Source organism: Micromonospora sp. NPDC047738, assembly GCF_040642675.1.
Lineage (GTDB): Bacteria > Actinomycetota > Actinomycetes > Mycobacteriales > Micromonosporaceae > Micromonospora.
Genome location: NZ_JBEYSO010000024.1, coordinates 100,189 through 115,942 on the forward strand (window position 1 = coordinate 100,189; position 15,754 = coordinate 115,942).

Consider the following 15,754-nt stretch of genomic DNA (forward strand, 5'->3'; position numbering starts at 1 on the left):
ACCCCCGGCCCCGGTCCGGTGCGTCCCGGCTACGCCGACTCGCGCACCACCAGTTCGGTGGGGAGCAGCAGCGCCTGCTCCACGCTCTCGCCGGCCGCGATGCGCAGCAGTTGCCGGGTCATCGCCCGGCCCAGCTCCACTATCGGCTGCCGGATCGTGGTGAGCGGCGGCTCCGTGTACGCCGCCGTCTCGATGTCGTCGAACCCGACCACCGCCACGTCGTCCGGCACCCGCCGCCCCGCCTCCCGCAGGGTCCGCAGGGCGGCGTGCGCCATCAGGTCCGACGCGGCGAACAGCGCGTCCAGGTCCGGTTGTGCGGCGAGCAGTTGTCGCGTCGCCGCGGCGCCGGACTCCCGGGTGAAGTCGCCGTACGCGACCAGCTCCGGCAGGCCGGCGGCGGCGACGGTCTCCCGGTAGCCGACCAGCCGCTCGATGCCGGCGACCATGTCCTGCGGGCCGGCGATGGTGGCGATCCGCCGCCGGCCGCCCTCGATCAGGTGCCGCACCGCCCGGGCGACCCCGCCGACGTGGTCGACGTCGACGTAGGGCACCTCGGCGCCGTCCAGCGGCCGGCCGCTGCACACCACCGGGATGCCGAGCCGGGCCAGCTTGCCGGGCAGCGGATCCTCGCCGTGCAGCGAGGCGAAGAGCACGCCGTCCACGTGCCGGCCGGTGGTGTAGCGCTCGACCCGTTCGTGGCCGGCGGGCGAGCCGGCCAGCATGAGCACGAGCTGCTTGTCCGCCGCCTCCAGCTCCTGCGCGGCGCCGCGGATGATCCCCGGGAAGACCTGGTCGTCGGAGAAGACCCGGGTGGCCGCCTCGGGCAGCACCAGCGCGATCGAGTCGGTGCGCTGGGTGACCAGGCTGCGGGCGGCGAGGTTCGGGACGTACCCGAGCTCCTCGACCGCCTGGCGGACCGCCCGCTGGATCGACTCGGCGACCGTGGTGGAGCCGTTGACCACCCGGGAGACCGTGGCCCGGGACACGCCGGCCCGTCGGGCCACCGCCTCCAGGGTCGGACGCTGGGCCGTCGTCATCCCCGTCACCCCCACCTCGTCACCGCCAGAGCGACCATACGAGATGGCCGCGCAGGTCGACCCCGCGGGCGATGCTCCGGTGCGGGCACCTTGCGCGACCCGGCGCCGCCCGGGCGGGGGGTCAGCCCACCCGCAGCCCGTCGAGCAGCCGGCGGTCGCCGGCCACTCCGAGGGCGTCGAGGCTGATCCGGCCCATCAGGGCCAGCAGCAGGTCGCTCGCCGTCCCGGTGACCTGCGCCCGGGCGTGGTGCTCGTCGTGGTCGAGGATGGTGGTGGTGTCCAGCAGGGCCACCCCCTCGCCGCGTAGCCGCAGGTACCACTCCTGGGCGGCGTCGGTCGCGGTCAGCTGCACCACGCCGTGCCACTGGCCGGGCTGGATCCGCCGGCCCGCCGGCAGCCAGGTGTCCAGCACCTCGCTCACCCCGTCGGCCGCGAGCTTCGCCTCGATCGGCTCACCGGCGGCGACGGCGACCTGGGCGTCCCAGCGGTGCACCGCCGTCTCGTGCGCCATCCGGCGCGGCCAGAAGCCCGCCTTCTTCGGCTGCGGCGCGAAGTTCCACGCCGGCGCCTCCGGGTCCAGCCCCTCAAGCAGCCGCATGAGCTGGTCGTACTCCTGTCGGTACCACTGCGCCGGGGTGAGGTCCGCCGGCGGGGTCACCGGTTCGCGTACCGGCCTGGTGGTGGTCCCGGCGGTCACCACCGTGCGGGCCCAGCGGTAGACCCCGCAGAGGTGCTGGGCGAGGTCGGAGATCGTCCAGCCGGGGCAGGAGAGCACCGGAGTCTCCAGCGGCGCCTCCGCGACGGCAGCGGCGAAGGCGGGACCCTCCGTCCGCAACGCGCCGATCCAGAAGTCCTTCGTGCCGTGCAGTCTGCCCATCGCAATCCTCCCGGGGGTGACCCGGCCACCAGTGGGTGCCGCGGCTACCCCTCAGCCTAGGGTGAAAGGCGTGTCAGACGTCTACGCCGAACCGACGACCGGAGCCGACCCGATCGACCCGGCCACCCTGGCGAGGTACACCACGCTTCGCCTCGGCGGCGCGGCCAGGCGGCTGGAGACCGCCGGCAGCGCCGAAGAAATCGTACAAAAGGTGCAGGACGCGGAGGCGCGGGACGAGCCGGTCCTCATCCTGGCTGGCGGCAGCAACGTGGTGATCGGCGACCAGGGCTTCCCCGGCACGGTGGTGCTGGTCCGGGCCCGGGGGTTCCGGGTGGTCGCCGAGGACGCCGACACGGTCACCGTACAGGTCGAGGCCGGTGAGCCCTGGGACGATCTGGTTGCCGCCACCGTGGCGCAGGGCTGGTCGGGGCTGGAGTGCCTCTCCGGCATCCCCGGCTCGGCCGGCGCCACCCCGATCCAGAACGTCGGCGCGTACGGCCAGGAGGTGGCCGAGACCATCACCGGCGTCCAGGCGTACGACCGCACCCACCACGAGGTGGTGCGGATCGAGGCGGGCGACTGCGGGTTCGTGTACCGGGGCAGCATCTTCAAGTACAGCGACCGCTGGGTGGTGCTGTCGGTCGACTTCCGGCTGGCCCGCTCCCCGCTCTCTGGCCCGGTGCGCTACGCCGAGCTGGCCCGGGCACTCGGCGTCGAGGTGGGCGACCGAGTGCCGCTGGCCGACGCCCGGGCCGCCGTGCTGCGGCTGCGCGCCGGCAAGGGCATGGTGCTGGACGCGGACGATCCGGACACCTGGTCGGTGGGCTCGTTCTTCACCAACCCGGTCCTCGAGCGCGAGGCGTACGAGCTGTTCCGGGAGCGCGCCGCGGAGCTCGGCGAGCCGCCGTCCTGGCCGGGCGCGGGGGACGTGGTCAAGGTCAGCGCCGCCTGGCTGATCGACAAGGCCGGCTTCGGCAAGGGGTACCCCGGCCCGGAGGGGGTGGCCATCTCCAGCAAGCACACCCTCGCGCTCACCAACCGCAGCGGCACGGCCAGCACCTCGGCCCTGGTGGCCCTGGCCCGGGAGATCCGCGACGGCGTCCACGACCGCTTCGGCGTAACCCTCCACCCCGAACCCGTCCTAATCAACTGCACCATCTGACCCACCCAACCCACCCCCGACGGCCCTCGGTGATCATGAGGGTGGCGGCGACAAATCGGACACCAGGCGCCGCTAACCTCATGATCAACGCGGTCGGAGGGAGGTCGGAGGGCGGTCGGAGGACGGACGCGGGGTCAGGTGGGGGAGATGGTGAGCCAGGGGAGGGTGAGTTCGCCGTGGCGCCAGCGGCGGGGGCGGTCGAGGACCGGCCAGCCCGCCTGTCTGACCGTGGTGACTGTCCTTAGCCACCGCTGGCGCGGGCCGAAGGGGGCGTAGCCGGCGGCAGCGTGCCAGGCATCGTCCAGGGCCCGGATCAGATCGTGAATCCGCTCGCCGGGGACGTTGCGGTGGATCAGCGCCTTCGGCAGCCGTTCGGCGAGCTGGGCCGGGCTGTCCAGGGTGGTCAGCTTCGCGGCCAGGGTCAGGGTGCGGGGGCCGGTCGCGTCGAGCAGCACCCAGCTGCCCAGCCGGCCCAGCTCGTCGCAGGTCCCCTCGACCAGGAGCCCGCCCGGGGCCAGCCGCTCGGTGACCGTACGCCAGGCGTCGGCCACCTCGCTCTCGTCGTACTGGCGCAGCACGTTGAACGCCCGGACGAGGGCGGGCCGGAGCCCGGCCAGCTCGAATCCGCCCCGGGCGAAGGCCAGCCCGGGCGGGTCGGCGGCGGGCTGGGCGGCGGCCACGCGTACCGGATCGATCTCGAGGCCGACCACCCGGACGTCGGCGCGTACCCCGGTCGCGAGCCGGGCCCGCAACTCGACGGCGGTGACCGGGGTGGCGCCGTAGCCCAGGTCGACCACCAGCGGGTCGGCGGCGGCGCGCAGCGCGTCGCCGCAAGTCTCCACGATCCAGTTGTCGACCCGCCGGAGCCGGTTCGGGTTGGTCGTCCCCCGGGTCACCACGCCGAGCGGGCGCTGCCGCATCGGCGCACCCTCCGTTCGCGACTGCGGGACTCGCAACCCGGCTCACTCCTCGCGCGTCACCGCGACCCGGTGCACCTTGTGCTGGGCGGCCTGGGCCAGCGGGCGGACCACCAGTTGGTCGATGTTCACGTGCTGCGGGCGGGTGGCGCACCAGGCGACGCAGTCGGCCACGTCCTCGGCGACCAGCGGCTCCGCCACCCCGGCGTAGACAGCGGCGGCCCGCTCGGCGTCGCCACCGAATCGGACCAGGCCGAACTCCTCGGTCTGCACCATGCCCGGGTCGATCTCGATCACCCGCACCGGCCGGCCGCACAGCTCCAGCCGGAGCGTACCGGCGATCGCCGTCTGTGCGTGCTTGGCGGCGGTGTAACCGCCGCCGCCCTCGTAGACGACGTGTCCCGCGGTGGAGCTGACGACCACGATGGTGCCGGCGCCGGACGCCTCCAGCGCGGGCAGCAGCGCCTGGGTGACCCGGAGCGTGCCCAGCACGTTTACGTCGTACATCCACTGCCAGTCGTCGATCGAGCTGGACTCCACCGGGTCCAGGCCGCGCGCCCCGCCGGCGTTGTTGACCAGCAGGGTCACCGGGCCGGGCGCGGCGGCGGCCGCCGCGGCCAGGGCGGCCACCGACGCGTCCGAGGTGACGTCGCACGCCACCGCGGTGGCCGCGCCGCCGGCCGCCTCGATCTCGGCGACCAGGCCGGCCAGCCGGTCGGTACGCCGCGCGGCGGCGAGCACGTGGAAGCCCTCGGCGGCCAGCCGGCGGGCGGTGGCCGCGCCGATCCCGCTGGACGCCCCGGTGACGATGGCGACAGAGGTCATCCGATCATTCTCTCCCGGCCCCTGCTGTCATGGCGCGATGAGGTCCGTCACGCCGGGGACCACCGGCAGGCATTTCCGATGCCCGATGGGGAAGATGACATCCGGCGCGGAGGTTGACCGAAGAAGCGCCGGTCGTGCGGGACGGCATCAACCGTGACAGAGGGAGCGGACGTGGCGGATTTGCACACCGGTGTCGGTCGTCAGCGAGGTGCCCTGCCGTGGCCGCGGCCGCGCCGCATCGCCACCGTCTCCGTACACACCTCGCCGCTGCACCAGCCGGGCACGGGCGACGCGGGCGGCATGAACGTCTACATCCTGGAGGTCGCCCGACGGCTGGCCGAGGCCGACGTCGAGGTGGAGATCTTCACCCGGGCCACCTCCGGTGACCTGCCACCGATGGTGGAGATGGCGCCCGGCGTGCACGTCCGGCACGTCACTGCCGGCCCGCTCGAAGGGCTGACCAAGGAGGAGCTGCCCGGGCAGCTCTGCGCCTTCACCGCCGGCGTGCTCCGCGCCGAGGCGGCCCGCCCGCCGGGCCACTACGACCTGATCCACTCGCACTACTGGCTCTCCGGGCAGGTCGGCTGGCTGGCCAAGGAGCGCTGGGGCGTGCCGCTGGTGCACACCGCGCACACCCTGGCCAAGGTCAAGAACGCGCAGCTCGCCGCCGGCGACCGGCCGGAGCCGAAGGCACGGGTCATCGGCGAGGAGCAGGTGGTCGCCGAGGCCGACCGGCTGGTCGCGAACACCCGGGTGGAGGCGCGCGACCTGATCGCCCGGTACGACGCCGAGCCGGACCGGGTGGCCGTGGTGGAGCCCGGCGTCGACCTCGACCGGTTCCGCCCCGTCGCCGGGGATCGGGACGCCGCCGTGCACGCCGCCCGCCGCTGTCTCGGCCTGCCCACCACCGGGTACGTGGTGGCCTTCGTCGGCCGGATCCAGCCGCTCAAGGCCCCGGACGTGCTGATCCGGGCGGTCGCCGCGCTGCGCGAGCGGGAGCCCGCGCTGGTCGACGAGCTGACCGTGGTGATCTGCGGCGGCCCCAGCGGCAGCGGTCTCGACCGGCCCACCGCGCTGATCGAGTTGGCCGGCGCGCTCGGCGTGGCCGACCGGGTGCGTTTCCTGCCGCCGCAGACCGGTGACGACCTGCCCGCCCTCTACCGGGCCGCCGACCTGGTCGCGGTGCCGTCGTACAACGAGTCGTTCGGGCTGGTGGCGCTGGAGGCCCAGGCGTGCGGCACACCCGTCCTGGCCGCCGCCGTGGGCGGCCTGGTCACCGCCGTCCGCGACGGGGTCAGCGGGGTCCTCATCGACGGTCACCACCCGGTCGACTGGGCCCGTACGCTGGCCCGGCTGCTGCCGGACCGGCTGCGGCGGGCCACCCTGGGCCGGGGTGCACAGCAGCACGCCCGCAACTTCTCCTGGCATCGCACGGTCTCCGGCCTGCTCGCCGTGTACGGCGAGGCGATCACCGAGCATCGTGCGCGGCTCGCCGGTCAGCTCTCCGGCGACCCCGCCCTCTCCTGTTCCTGGTGACCGGCCCCGTCCGGCCGCCGCCCGGCGGGGTCCGGGGCGCGGCCGTACAGTGGGACCGGTGAGCCGCCGGAGTGACGTCGCCGCGCTGATCGAGTCCGTCTGCGCCGAGCGCGAGCTGGAGTGGGAGTCCACCGGCGAGGCGTCGTACGCGGTCACCCTGCCGGGGACGCACAAGCTCAAGACGATCTGCAACCTGATCGTCGGCGAGCACGCGCTGCGGATCGAGGCGTTCGTGATGCGCCAGCCGGACGAGCGCCGCGAGGAGCTCTGGTCCTGGCTGCTCCAGCGCAACGCCCGGATGTACGGGGTGGCCTTCTCCATCGACACGGTCGGCGACGTCTACCTGACCGGCCGGGTCAACCTGGCCGGGTTGGACGACGACGAGTTGGACCGGCTGCTCGGGGCCGTCCTGACGTACGCCGACGAATCCTTCGACAGCATGCTGGAGATCGGCTTCGGCACCGCGATCCGCCGGGAGTGGGAGTGGCGGGTCAAACGGGGCGAGTCGACGGCCAATCTGGCCGCGTTCGCCCACCTTTTCGCGCCGTCGACCAGTACCGGCTCGGCCGCCGGAGGTTCGGACCCGTCCTGACGGGTATGCGGCACCGCGCGGTGCGGCACTTGGGACCCACCGCGGGCCGAGGACGGAACTGTCGAGGAGCGTGTCCCATGGCTCAGCGCATCAGCTCAGGTCGCGGCACGACTGCGACCAGGACCAACCGGCAACCCGGTAACCAGACTCCGAACACGCCACGGATCTCCGAATCCGAGATCTCCCGGATGCGGGTCGACGACCTGCGTAACCAACTCCGCCGGCGCGGAGTCTCCGGGATCTCCACGCTGCGCAAGCCGGAACTGGTGAAGACACTGGCCAAGACCCTGCGGGCGGAGAGCCGGGGCGGTGGCGCGGCACGTCGGCCGACCGGGCCGGCCGGGCGCGCCGCCGCCACGAAGAAGGCGGCCGCCAAGAAGGCACCGGCGAAGCGGACCGCCGCGGCCAAGGCGGCGCCTGCCGCGAAGGTCACCGGTGCGCGGGCGAAGAAGGCCGCCCCCACCAAGCGGGCCGCGGCGAAGAAGGTACCCGCCGCCAAGCGGGCGGCTCCCGCGAAGAAGGCGGCGGCGAAGAAGGTGCCTGCTGCGAAGCGGGCGGCTCCCGCGAAGAAGGCGGCGTCCCGGGCGCGCGGCGCGACGACGGCCGCCGGTGCGGGTCGGCCCACGGCGGTCGCCACCGGTGGTACGGCGGCGACGCCGGTCCGGACCGGCCGGTCGTCGGCCCGTTCGGTGCGGTCGTCCCAGCAGATCACCTCACTGCAGGATCGTCCGGAGCGTCCCGGCCGGAGCCTGGTTACCGCCAACCACGAGGTGATCCAGCGCTGGGCGCGAGACCGTGGCGCCAAGCCGGCCACCATCGCCGGCACCGAGCGGGAGGGCCGGCCGGGTGTGCTGACGTTCAACATCCCGGGGTACCGGGAGAGCAGCCGGATCCGGGAGATCACCTGGGACGACTGGTTCCGGACCTTCGACCTGCGCGGCCTGAACCTGATCTACCAGGAGCAGATGCGGGACGGCCGGCAGAGCAACTTCTTCCGCACCGAGAATCCCAACCGGGAGGACGCCTGAGGTTTGCGGGAATGGCTGGCGGGAAACCGCTGTTGGCCAACACATGGCCCGGAGCAAGGACAGCCGGATTTCCGACACGGGTGCTGTGACGGGCAAGACAGCGATCTGAGTTGAATCCGGAATCCGGGCGAACTAACTTTATTGCACCGCGCCACGCTTGTAATCGTTCGGGGGAGCGGCGGATCGAACAGATCCGCGCAGGCGAGGCGCGAGGGATCGGGTGGAGCACACCGTTGGGGGACGGTGCCACCCGTGGAACCGGCGGCGCGAGCGGGCGACGCTTACGGGGGTGAGTGTCGCCCGCCGCCGCCGGGCGTACGGTGCGAGCGCCCACCACGACGGGGGTCGTGGTGGGCGCTCGACGCCGTCTGGAGCCGGACCGCCTCAGCGGCCGCCGGCCAGCGCTTCGGCCCGGTCCGCCGGCGCCGTCCGCAGCGCGGCGACCCGGCGTTCCCGCGGCGGGCCGGCGAGCAGGTGACCGACCGCCGCCACCAGGCCCAGCCCGCCCACCACGAGCCAGTGCCGCTCGCCGAGGTGCTGCAGGCTGAGCCCGCCCAGCGCCGGCGCCACGAAGGACGCCGCCGGGAAGGTCAGGTAGAACACCGACTGGTAGCGGGCGCGTAGCTCCGGAGGCGCGAGATCCGCGTTGATCTGCGCGTTCGGGGGTGCGGCGAGCATCTGCCCGACCGTCCACACCACCGCCGCGCCGAGATAGAACGGCAGGTGGTCGGCGACGGCGAGCCAACCGAAGCCGAGCGCCATCAGCCCGGTGGAGACCGCGAGCACGGTGGACTTCCGGAACGGCTCGATCAGCCGGGGCACGAAGAGTTGGCCCACCACGATGAGTGCGCCGCCGACCGCCACCACCACGCCGTACGCCGAGGGGCCCAGCCCGTCGGCCCGCATGGCCAGCGGCATGATCGTCGAGGTCTGCATGGTGAGCACGGCCAACAGGAAGGTCAGCCCGACGAAGACGAGGAAGGTCCGGTCGGTCAGCGCGGTGTGCAGCCCCGGCCGCCGCGACCGCCCCGCCACGACCTGGGGGGCCGCCGCCCGGCGGGCCAGCGTCTCGGGGACCTTCAGGGCGACGACGGCCGCGGCGGCCAGCGTCGCGGCGGCGTCGACCAGGAAGAGCGCGAGGTAGCTCGCCTCGGCGAGCACGCCGGCCAGCAGCGAGGCCACCGCCATGCCGAGGTTGAACGCCCAGAACTGGAGGTTGAACGCCCGCGAGCGGCGTTCCTCGGGCACCACGTCGACGATGGCCGCAACGAAGGCCGGGCCGGGCATCGAGTGCGCCACCCCGACCAGCGCGGCGAGCACCCCGATCACCGCCAACTCCCGGCTGAACGCCAGGGCCAGCATCAGCCCGGCGGCGCCCAGGTGGCCGGCGAGCAGGGTGGCCCGGCGCCCCCACCGGTCGGCCAGCACTCCGCCGAGCAGCGTGCCGACCGCCCCGCCGGCCCCGTAAGCCCCGACCACGAGCCCGGCGAGGGACTCGGAGGCGCCTCGCGCGGCGGTCAGGTAGAGCGACAGGAAGAGCATCGCGAAGGCCCCGGCCCGGTTGATCAGCAGGCCGGACCAGAGGTACCAGAAGGTGGCGGGGAGCCCGCCGGCCGTGTCGTCCCACCAGCGCCGCAGGCCGCGCACGCGTCCTCCATGAAGGTTTGTTAACCGGTCCGCCTCAGACCGTAGGGAGCCGGTCCGGGCCGCGCCAGGGTGGCCCTGATCACCACCCGGACGGGCGTACCTCAGGAACCGGCCCGGACCGGCTCGGCGGGAGCGGTGGCCGCGGCCTCGGCCACCTCCGGGGCCGGCGACCGGACCACGGTGACCGGCCGGACCGGCGTGGCGGAGGTCCGGAGCTGGACCGCGCGCCGTTCCCGGGCGGGGCCGGAGACGAGGTGGGCCACCGCCGTCACGCCGCCGATCGCGGCGCAGCCGACCCAGAGCGCGGTGTTGCCGGCGTGCTCCCGGACCAGGCCGCCGAGGATCGGGGCGGTCGCCCCGGCCAACTGCCAGGAGAGCGAGAAGACGCCCTGGTAGCGGCCGCGCAGCGCGGCGGGGGAGAGCTCGGCGATGAGGGTGGCGTTGGACGGCGAGTTGAGCATCTCGCCGACGGTCCAGATCAGCACGGTGAGCCCGTAGAACCAGACGGCGTCGGCGAACGCGGTGAGGCCGAAGCCGAAACCTGTCACCACCGAGGCGAGCGCCAGCACGTGCGAGCGGCTCCGACCCTTGATCAGTCGGGGTACGAAGAGTTGGCCGACCACGATCAGCACCCCGTTGAGCGCGATCACCGAGCCGTACGTGGCGGGGCTCAGGCCCGAGTCGCCCATGGCGATCGGCAGCATCGAGATGTGCTGGAGGAAGACCAGCGCGGCGAACAGGTTGAGCGCCACGAACCCGAGGAAGACCCGGTCGGTGAGGATGGTCCGCAGGGCACCGGCGGGGACCGCGGGTCCCTTGGCGACCGGGCCGGTCGGGGGCGTCCGGGTCTCCCCGACCCGGGTGAAGATGATCAGGGCGGTGACCACTGTGGTCGCCGCGTCGACCAGGAAGAGCAGCAGGTAGCCGGCCTGGGCGGCGACGCCGGCGAGCACCGCCGCGCAGGCGAAGCCGAGGTTGATCGCCCAGTAGTTCAGCGAGAAGGCGCGCAGCCGGTCCTTCTCCGGCACCACGTCGACCATCATGGCGCCGAACGCCGGGCGGGCCGCCTCGGCGAACAGGCCCAGCAGCAGCGCGCCCAGGGCCACCGCCCAGAGCGGCCGGGCCAGGCCGAGCCCGACCATCATGACGGCCGCGCCGAGGTGCGCGGTGAGCAGGGTGGGGCGGCGGCCCCACCGGTCGGTGAGGGTGCCGCCGATCGTGGTGCCGACCGCGCCGCCGACGCCCCACAGGCCGATCACGAGGCCGGCCTGGGAGGCCGAGAAGCCGCGCTCGCGGGTGAGGTAGATGGCCAGGAAGACCAGGACGAACGAGCCGAGCCGATTGATCAGCGTGCCGGTCCAGAGGTACCAGAAGGACCTCGGCAGCCCGCCCGTGGTGTCCCGGAACCAGCCCTGCACCGTCCGCATTCCGACGCCCCCGTTTTGGTAATGACTGACGAATCGTCAGCGCCTTACAACCTAGTCTCGGGCCGGAACGCCGGTCATCAGCTTTTCCACGTGGTGGTCGTCACGACCGGTCCCCGCGTGTCCGCCGACGAGGTACGGCAGGATGATCCGCATGACTGCGAGCGAGGGGCCCACCGTCGGGACGCTGGTCCTGCTGCGGCACGGCGAGAGCGACTGGAACGCCAAGAACCTCTTCACCGGCTGGGTCGACGTCGACCTGACGGCCAAGGGCGAGAGCGAGGCGCGGCGCGGCGGCGAGCTGCTCCGCGAGCACAGCCTGCTGCCGGACGTGGTGCACACGAGCGTGCTGCGCCGCGCCATCCGCACCGCCGAGCTGGCGCTGGACGCGGCCGACCGGCACTGGATCGCGGTGCGCCGGTCGTGGCGGCTCAACGAGCGGCACTACGGCGCCCTGCAGGGCAAGAACAAGAAGCAGACCCTGGACGAGTACGGCGAGGAGCAGTTCATGCTCTGGCGCCGGTCGTACGACACGCCGCCGCCGCCGATCGACGACAACGACCAGTGGTCCCAGGTCGGTGACTCCCGGTACGCGCTGCTGCCGACCGAGCTGATGCCGCGGACGGAGTGCCTGAAGGACGTCGTCGAGCGGATGCTGCCCTACTGGTACGACTCGATCGTGCCGGACATCCTGGCCGGCCGTACGGTGCTGGTCGCGGCGCACGGCAATTCGCTGCGCGCCCTGGTCAAGCACCTCGACCAGATCTCCGACGAGGCGATCGCCAAGCTGAACATCCCGACCGGCATCCCGCTGCGCTACGACCTCGACCCGCAGCTGCGCCCGCAGACGCTGGGCGGGACGTACCTGGACCCGGCGGCGGCCAAGGAGGCCGCCGCCGCGGTCGCCAACCAGGGCCGCTGACCGGACGACGAAGGGGCCCCCGGGTGACCGGGGCCCCTTCGTCGCGTCCGGGCTCAGCTCGCCGAGGCGGCGGCCTCGCCGGTGATCAGGTAGATCACGTGCTCGCCGACGTTCACCGCATGGTCGGCGAAACGCTCGTAGAAGCGGCCCAGCAGGGTGGCGTCGATCGCGGTCTCCACCCCGTACGGCCAGTCGTCGCCGAGCAGCACGCCGAAGAGGCTCTTGTGCAGGTCGTCCATGGTGTCGTCGTCGCTGTCCAGCTCGGCCGCGAGCGCGGCGTCGGGCCGGGCCAGCAGCGTGGCGATCTTCTCGGCCATCCGGTCGGCGATGGCGGCCATGTCGGTGAAGACCGGACGCAGCTCTGCCGGCACCGCCGGGGAGGGGTGCCGGCGCAGCGCCGTCTTGGCCACGTGGTCGGCCAGGTCGCCCATCCGCTCCAGGTCGGCCGCCACGTGCAGGGCCGTGATCATCGCCCGCAGGTCGGAGGCGACCGGCGCCTGCCGGGCCAGCAGGTCGCAGACCCGCTCCTCCACGTGCCGGTAGAGGTCGTCGATCTCGGCGTCCCGCGCGACCACCGTCTCGGACGCCGCGCGGTCGGCGGTGAGCAGGCCCCTGGTGGCCTGGCGCAGCGCGGCGCGCACCCCCTCCGCCATGTCCACCAGCAGTTGGCTGACAATCTGCAGGTCGGCCCGGAACTCGTCGCGCATCGTCACTTCCTGAGGTCGGTGGCCGCGGGCGGCCGGGGCCGGCCGCGTACGGCGTGAGCAGGTGCGCGACCCACGGTAGGCCGGGGGTGACGGCGCCAAGGTGAACCCGGGTGAACGACGCGGGGCCCGTGAGTGAACTTTCCCGGAAGTGAGAGTGGTTCGTCCCATTCTGCCCGATCGCCAGGTGAACATTGACCCTACGATCGCCGGGTGGATTGGGCGGTGGCGGCCGTGGTGGCCGTGGCACTGGTGGCCGGACTGGTCGCCGGGCTGCTGCTGTCCGGACGCGTCCGGCAGTGGCGGCGCCGATCGGCGTCATCGGGGAGCGAGCGCTCCCGTTGGCAGGCAGGGAGGCCCGCGATTCCCGACGAGCAGCAGGGTGGGCTCTCCGGGCTCGGCCGGAAGACGATCGACTCGCTCCGCGCCGGCGTGGTGGTGCTCGACCCGGACGACCAGCCGGTGCTGGTGAACCCGGCCGCGCGGGCGATGGGCCTGCTCCGCACCGGCGGGACGCCCGGCACCATGGTGGCGCACCCGTTGATCCGTACCCTCGCCGGGCAGGTCCGCCGCACCGGCGTGCGCCGCGAGATCGAGCTGGACCTGCCGCGTGGTCGCGACAGCGCGGGCGACAACCCGCTCGGCGTGCACCTGCGCGCGATGGGGCTCGGCGCCGGCTACATCTCCGTCGAGGCGGCCGACGTCACCGAGTCGCACCGGCTGGCCCGGGTCCGGCGGGACTTCGTGGCCAACGTGAGCCACGAGCTGAAGACCCCGATCGGGGCCCTCCAACTCCTCGCCGAGGCACTGGTCGACGCCACCGAGCCGGCCGGTGAGGGCGCGGCGGACCTCTCCGAGGACATGATCGCCGCCCGGCGGTTCGCCGAGCGGATCCAGCACGAGTCGACCCGGCTGGGCCGGCTCGTCCAGGAACTGCTGGAGCTGACCCGGCTCCAGGGCGCCGAGCCGCAACCCGCGCCGGAGCCGGTCTCCGTGGACTGGGTGATCGCCGAGGTGATCGACCGGACCCGGACCGGTGCCACGGCCCGCCACGTGGAGATCGTCGTCGATGGGCAGCGCGGCCTGACCGTGTACGGTAGCGACAGCCAGCTCGCCACCGCGTTGGCGAACCTGGTGGAGAACGCGATCAACTACTCGGGCGAGGACACCACGGTCCGGGTGACCGCGCGGGCCACCGACGAGTACGTCGAGATCGCCGTGGCCGACCAGGGCATCGGCATCGCCCCGAACGAGGTCGACCGGATCTTCGAGCGGTTCTACCGGGCCGACCAGGCGCGCTCCCGGGCCACCGGTGGCACCGGCCTGGGCCTGGCCATCGTCAAACACATCGCCAGCAACCATGGCGGTCGGGTGGACGTGTCGAGCACTCTTGGTGGAGGGTCGACGTTCACCCTCCGGCTGCCCGCGCGCCCCCCGGACGACCTGGAGGCGACACTCTCGTCCGCTGGGATCGAGGCCGGCCCGGCCGAGCTCCGGTAGGCCTGAAGGAAAGGAAACACCCCGTTGAGCCGCGTACTGGTGGTCGAGGACGAGGAATCGTTCTCCGACGCCCTGTCCTACATGCTGCGCAAGGAGGGCTTCGAGGTCTCCGTCGCCGCGACGGGCACCTCCGCCCTAACCGAGTTCGACCGGACCGGCGCAGACATCGTGCTGCTCGACCTGATGTTGCCGGAGATGTCGGGCACCGAGGTCTGCCGGCAGCTCCGTCAGCGCTCGCACGTCCCGATCATCATGGTCACCGCCCGGGACAGTGAGATCGACAAGGTGGTCGGCCTGGAGATCGGGGCCGACGACTACGTGACCAAGCCGTACTCGCCGCGCGAGCTGGTGGCCCGGATCCGGGCGGTGCTGCGCCGGCAGAGCGCGGAGGCGACCGAGTCGGGTGCGCCGACCCTGGCCGCCGGCCCGGTCCGGATGGACATCGAGCGGCACGTGGTGACCGTCGACGGCGGCCCCGTGCAGCTGCCGCTCAAGGAGTTCGAGCTGCTGGAGCTGCTGCTGCGCAACGCGGGCCGGGTGCTCACCCGGGGGCAGCTGATCGACCGGGTCTGGGGCGCCGACTACGTGGGCGACACCAAGACGCTGGACGTGCACGTCAAGCGGCTGCGCTCGAAGATCGAGCCGGAGCCCTCGGCGCCGCGCTACATCGTCACCGTCCGGGGCCTGGGCTACAAGTTCGAGCCGTGATCGTCCGCCGTTGGTGACGGTCTCCGGGCATGCGGTGTCGTCTTTGGTTGCGGTTTCGGGTGTGGCCCGCCGTGCCCGGCTCCGGGCGGTCAGGCTTGATCCCTGCGCCGGTCACGGCGGGCCACACCCGCGTCGTGGTCCTGCGCCGTCCGGATTGTGCGACCTGCGTGGCTCGTGCCTCGGGTACGGGCTGGAGGCCTGTCCTGGCTGACCGGTCCTAGCTCCGCCACCTGTATGTCAGGGGGCGCAGTTTCGCCGAAAGTGGGGCCTTCCGGCGCTTCGAAGGGCCACTTTCCCCGAAGGTGTCCGAAGGGCCACTTTCCCGAAAGTGTCGGCCTCGGTTGTTGCGTAGGGGTCGTGATCGACTTCGGGTCGGGGATGTGGCGGTGTCGGCGGGTGTCCGATACCGCCGTTTCCGCGACGTGGAGCACGTCTACTCCTCCCGTCCCGGATTGCGGTGCGCGGTGTCCGGTTTTGCGGGCGGCCGGTGGGCATCCCCGGCCCGGAATGGTGGCCGGCTCGGGAGCGTTGAACACGGGTGCACGGCCGAGGAAGGTGCCCCGCGAGCCGGGGTCGCCCGGGTGGGCCCGGGTCGGAATGTTGGTGGCCCGCCGGTCGTTGCAGATGACTCGCGACCGAGGAAGCCGCCCCCGCGTGTGGTGGGGTGGTCGGGCCCGGAATTTTGGTGGGCCTCCGGTCGTTGCACATGAACCCGCGACCGAGCCCCCCGTTGTGGTGGGGTGGTCGGGCCCGGAATGTTGGTGGGCCGCCGGTCGTTGGATATGGTCCCGGCGCCGCGAAGAGGCGAACCCCTAGCCCCGCGAGCCACTGGTCGACAGACAGACTTTTCCCCCTCTTGTTTGAGCGCCTGACGG

At 73.0% G+C, this 15,754-nt stretch carries 14 protein-coding genes; 7 read left to right on the plus strand and 7 right to left on the minus strand.

All coding sequences use genetic code 11. The features are described from left to right. Positions 1-29: 29 nt before the first annotated feature. Positions 30-1,037 (minus strand): LacI family DNA-binding transcriptional regulator, encoded by a 1,008-nt coding sequence (locus ABZ783_RS28690; RefSeq protein ID WP_357443494.1) that lies wholly within the window; start codon positions 1,035-1,037, stop codon positions 30-32. A gap of 121 nt (positions 1,038-1,158) precedes the next feature. Then, on the minus strand, positions 1,159-1,914 hold the full coding sequence (locus ABZ783_RS28695) for a maleylpyruvate isomerase family mycothiol-dependent enzyme (RefSeq protein WP_357443496.1): 756 nt from the start codon (positions 1,912-1,914) through the stop codon (positions 1,159-1,161). Positions 1,915-1,984: 70 nt separating this feature from the next. On the opposite strand from ABZ783_RS28695, the gene ABZ783_RS28700 reads away from it, so the two are divergent. Then, positions 1,985-3,076: a UDP-N-acetylmuramate dehydrogenase gene (locus ABZ783_RS28700; RefSeq protein ID WP_357443498.1), complete on the plus strand. Its 1,092-nt coding sequence runs from the start codon at positions 1,985-1,987 to the stop codon at positions 3,074-3,076. A 134-nt stretch (positions 3,077-3,210) separates the two neighbouring features. Here the strand turns inward: ABZ783_RS28700 and ABZ783_RS28705 are convergent, their stop codons facing one another. After that, the gene (locus ABZ783_RS28705; protein ID WP_357443500.1) at positions 3,211-3,996 is read right to left on the minus strand and encodes a class I SAM-dependent methyltransferase; all 786 of its coding nucleotides are present in this window, start codon (positions 3,994-3,996) and stop codon (positions 3,211-3,213) included. A gap of 42 nt (positions 3,997-4,038) precedes the next feature. Then, positions 4,039-4,818, minus strand: coding sequence for an SDR family oxidoreductase (locus ABZ783_RS28710; RefSeq protein ID WP_357443502.1), 780 nt, complete (start codon positions 4,816-4,818; stop codon positions 4,039-4,041). Positions 4,819-4,989: 171 nt separating this feature from the next. Here ABZ783_RS28710 and mshA point away from each other — a divergent pair, with 171 nt between their 5' ends. The 3 genes from mshA to ABZ783_RS28725 all read left to right on the plus strand — a co-directional run bounded on the left by mshA (position 4,990) and on the right by ABZ783_RS28725 (position 7,974). Then, positions 4,990-6,354, plus strand: a complete 1,365-nt coding sequence (mshA, locus tag ABZ783_RS28715) for a D-inositol-3-phosphate glycosyltransferase (protein WP_357443504.1) — start codon at positions 4,990-4,992, stop codon at positions 6,352-6,354. Between the two features lie 58 nt (positions 6,355-6,412). Continuing rightward, positions 6,413-6,946: a YbjN domain-containing protein gene (locus ABZ783_RS28720; protein ID WP_357443506.1), complete on the plus strand. Its 534-nt coding sequence runs from the start codon at positions 6,413-6,415 to the stop codon at positions 6,944-6,946. Between the two features lie 77 nt (positions 6,947-7,023). Further along, complete coding sequence (locus ABZ783_RS28725; RefSeq protein ID WP_357443508.1) at positions 7,024-7,974, plus strand: hypothetical protein; 951 nt, start codon at positions 7,024-7,026, stop codon at positions 7,972-7,974. Positions 7,975-8,358: 384 nt separating this feature from the next. Here ABZ783_RS28725 and ABZ783_RS28730 read toward each other — a convergent pair whose 3' ends face one another. Both ABZ783_RS28730 and ABZ783_RS28735 read right to left on the minus strand, forming a co-directional pair. Next, complete coding sequence (locus ABZ783_RS28730) at positions 8,359-9,621, minus strand: MFS transporter (protein ID WP_357443510.1); 1,263 nt, start codon at positions 9,619-9,621, stop codon at positions 8,359-8,361. 101 nt (positions 9,622-9,722) lie between these two features. After that, positions 9,723-11,048 carry an MFS transporter gene (locus ABZ783_RS28735; protein WP_357443512.1) on the minus strand — a complete coding sequence of 442 codons (1,326 nt, stop codon included), beginning with the start codon at positions 11,046-11,048 and terminating at the stop codon, positions 9,723-9,725. 151 nt (positions 11,049-11,199) lie between these two features. Here ABZ783_RS28735 and ABZ783_RS28740 point away from each other — a divergent pair, with 151 nt between their 5' ends. Further along, a complete protein-coding gene (locus ABZ783_RS28740) occupies positions 11,200-11,967 on the plus strand; it encodes a phosphoglyceromutase (RefSeq protein WP_357443514.1) in 768 nt (255 codons plus the stop codon). 53 nt (positions 11,968-12,020) lie between these two features. On the opposite strand, the gene phoU is transcribed toward ABZ783_RS28740, so the two are convergent. Beyond that, the gene (gene phoU / locus ABZ783_RS28745; RefSeq protein ID WP_357443516.1) at positions 12,021-12,674 is read right to left on the minus strand and encodes a phosphate signaling complex protein PhoU; all 654 of its coding nucleotides are present in this window, start codon (positions 12,672-12,674) and stop codon (positions 12,021-12,023) included. Between the two features lie 210 nt (positions 12,675-12,884). Between phoU and ABZ783_RS28750 the strand changes: the two genes are divergently transcribed. Further along, a complete protein-coding gene (locus ABZ783_RS28750) occupies positions 12,885-14,171 on the plus strand; it encodes an ATP-binding protein (RefSeq protein WP_357443518.1) in 1,287 nt (428 codons plus the stop codon). Between the two features lie 24 nt (positions 14,172-14,195). Continuing rightward, complete coding sequence (locus ABZ783_RS28755; RefSeq protein ID WP_073834450.1) at positions 14,196-14,879, plus strand: response regulator transcription factor; 684 nt, start codon at positions 14,196-14,198, stop codon at positions 14,877-14,879. The last annotated feature ends 875 nt before the right edge of the window (positions 14,880-15,754 follow it).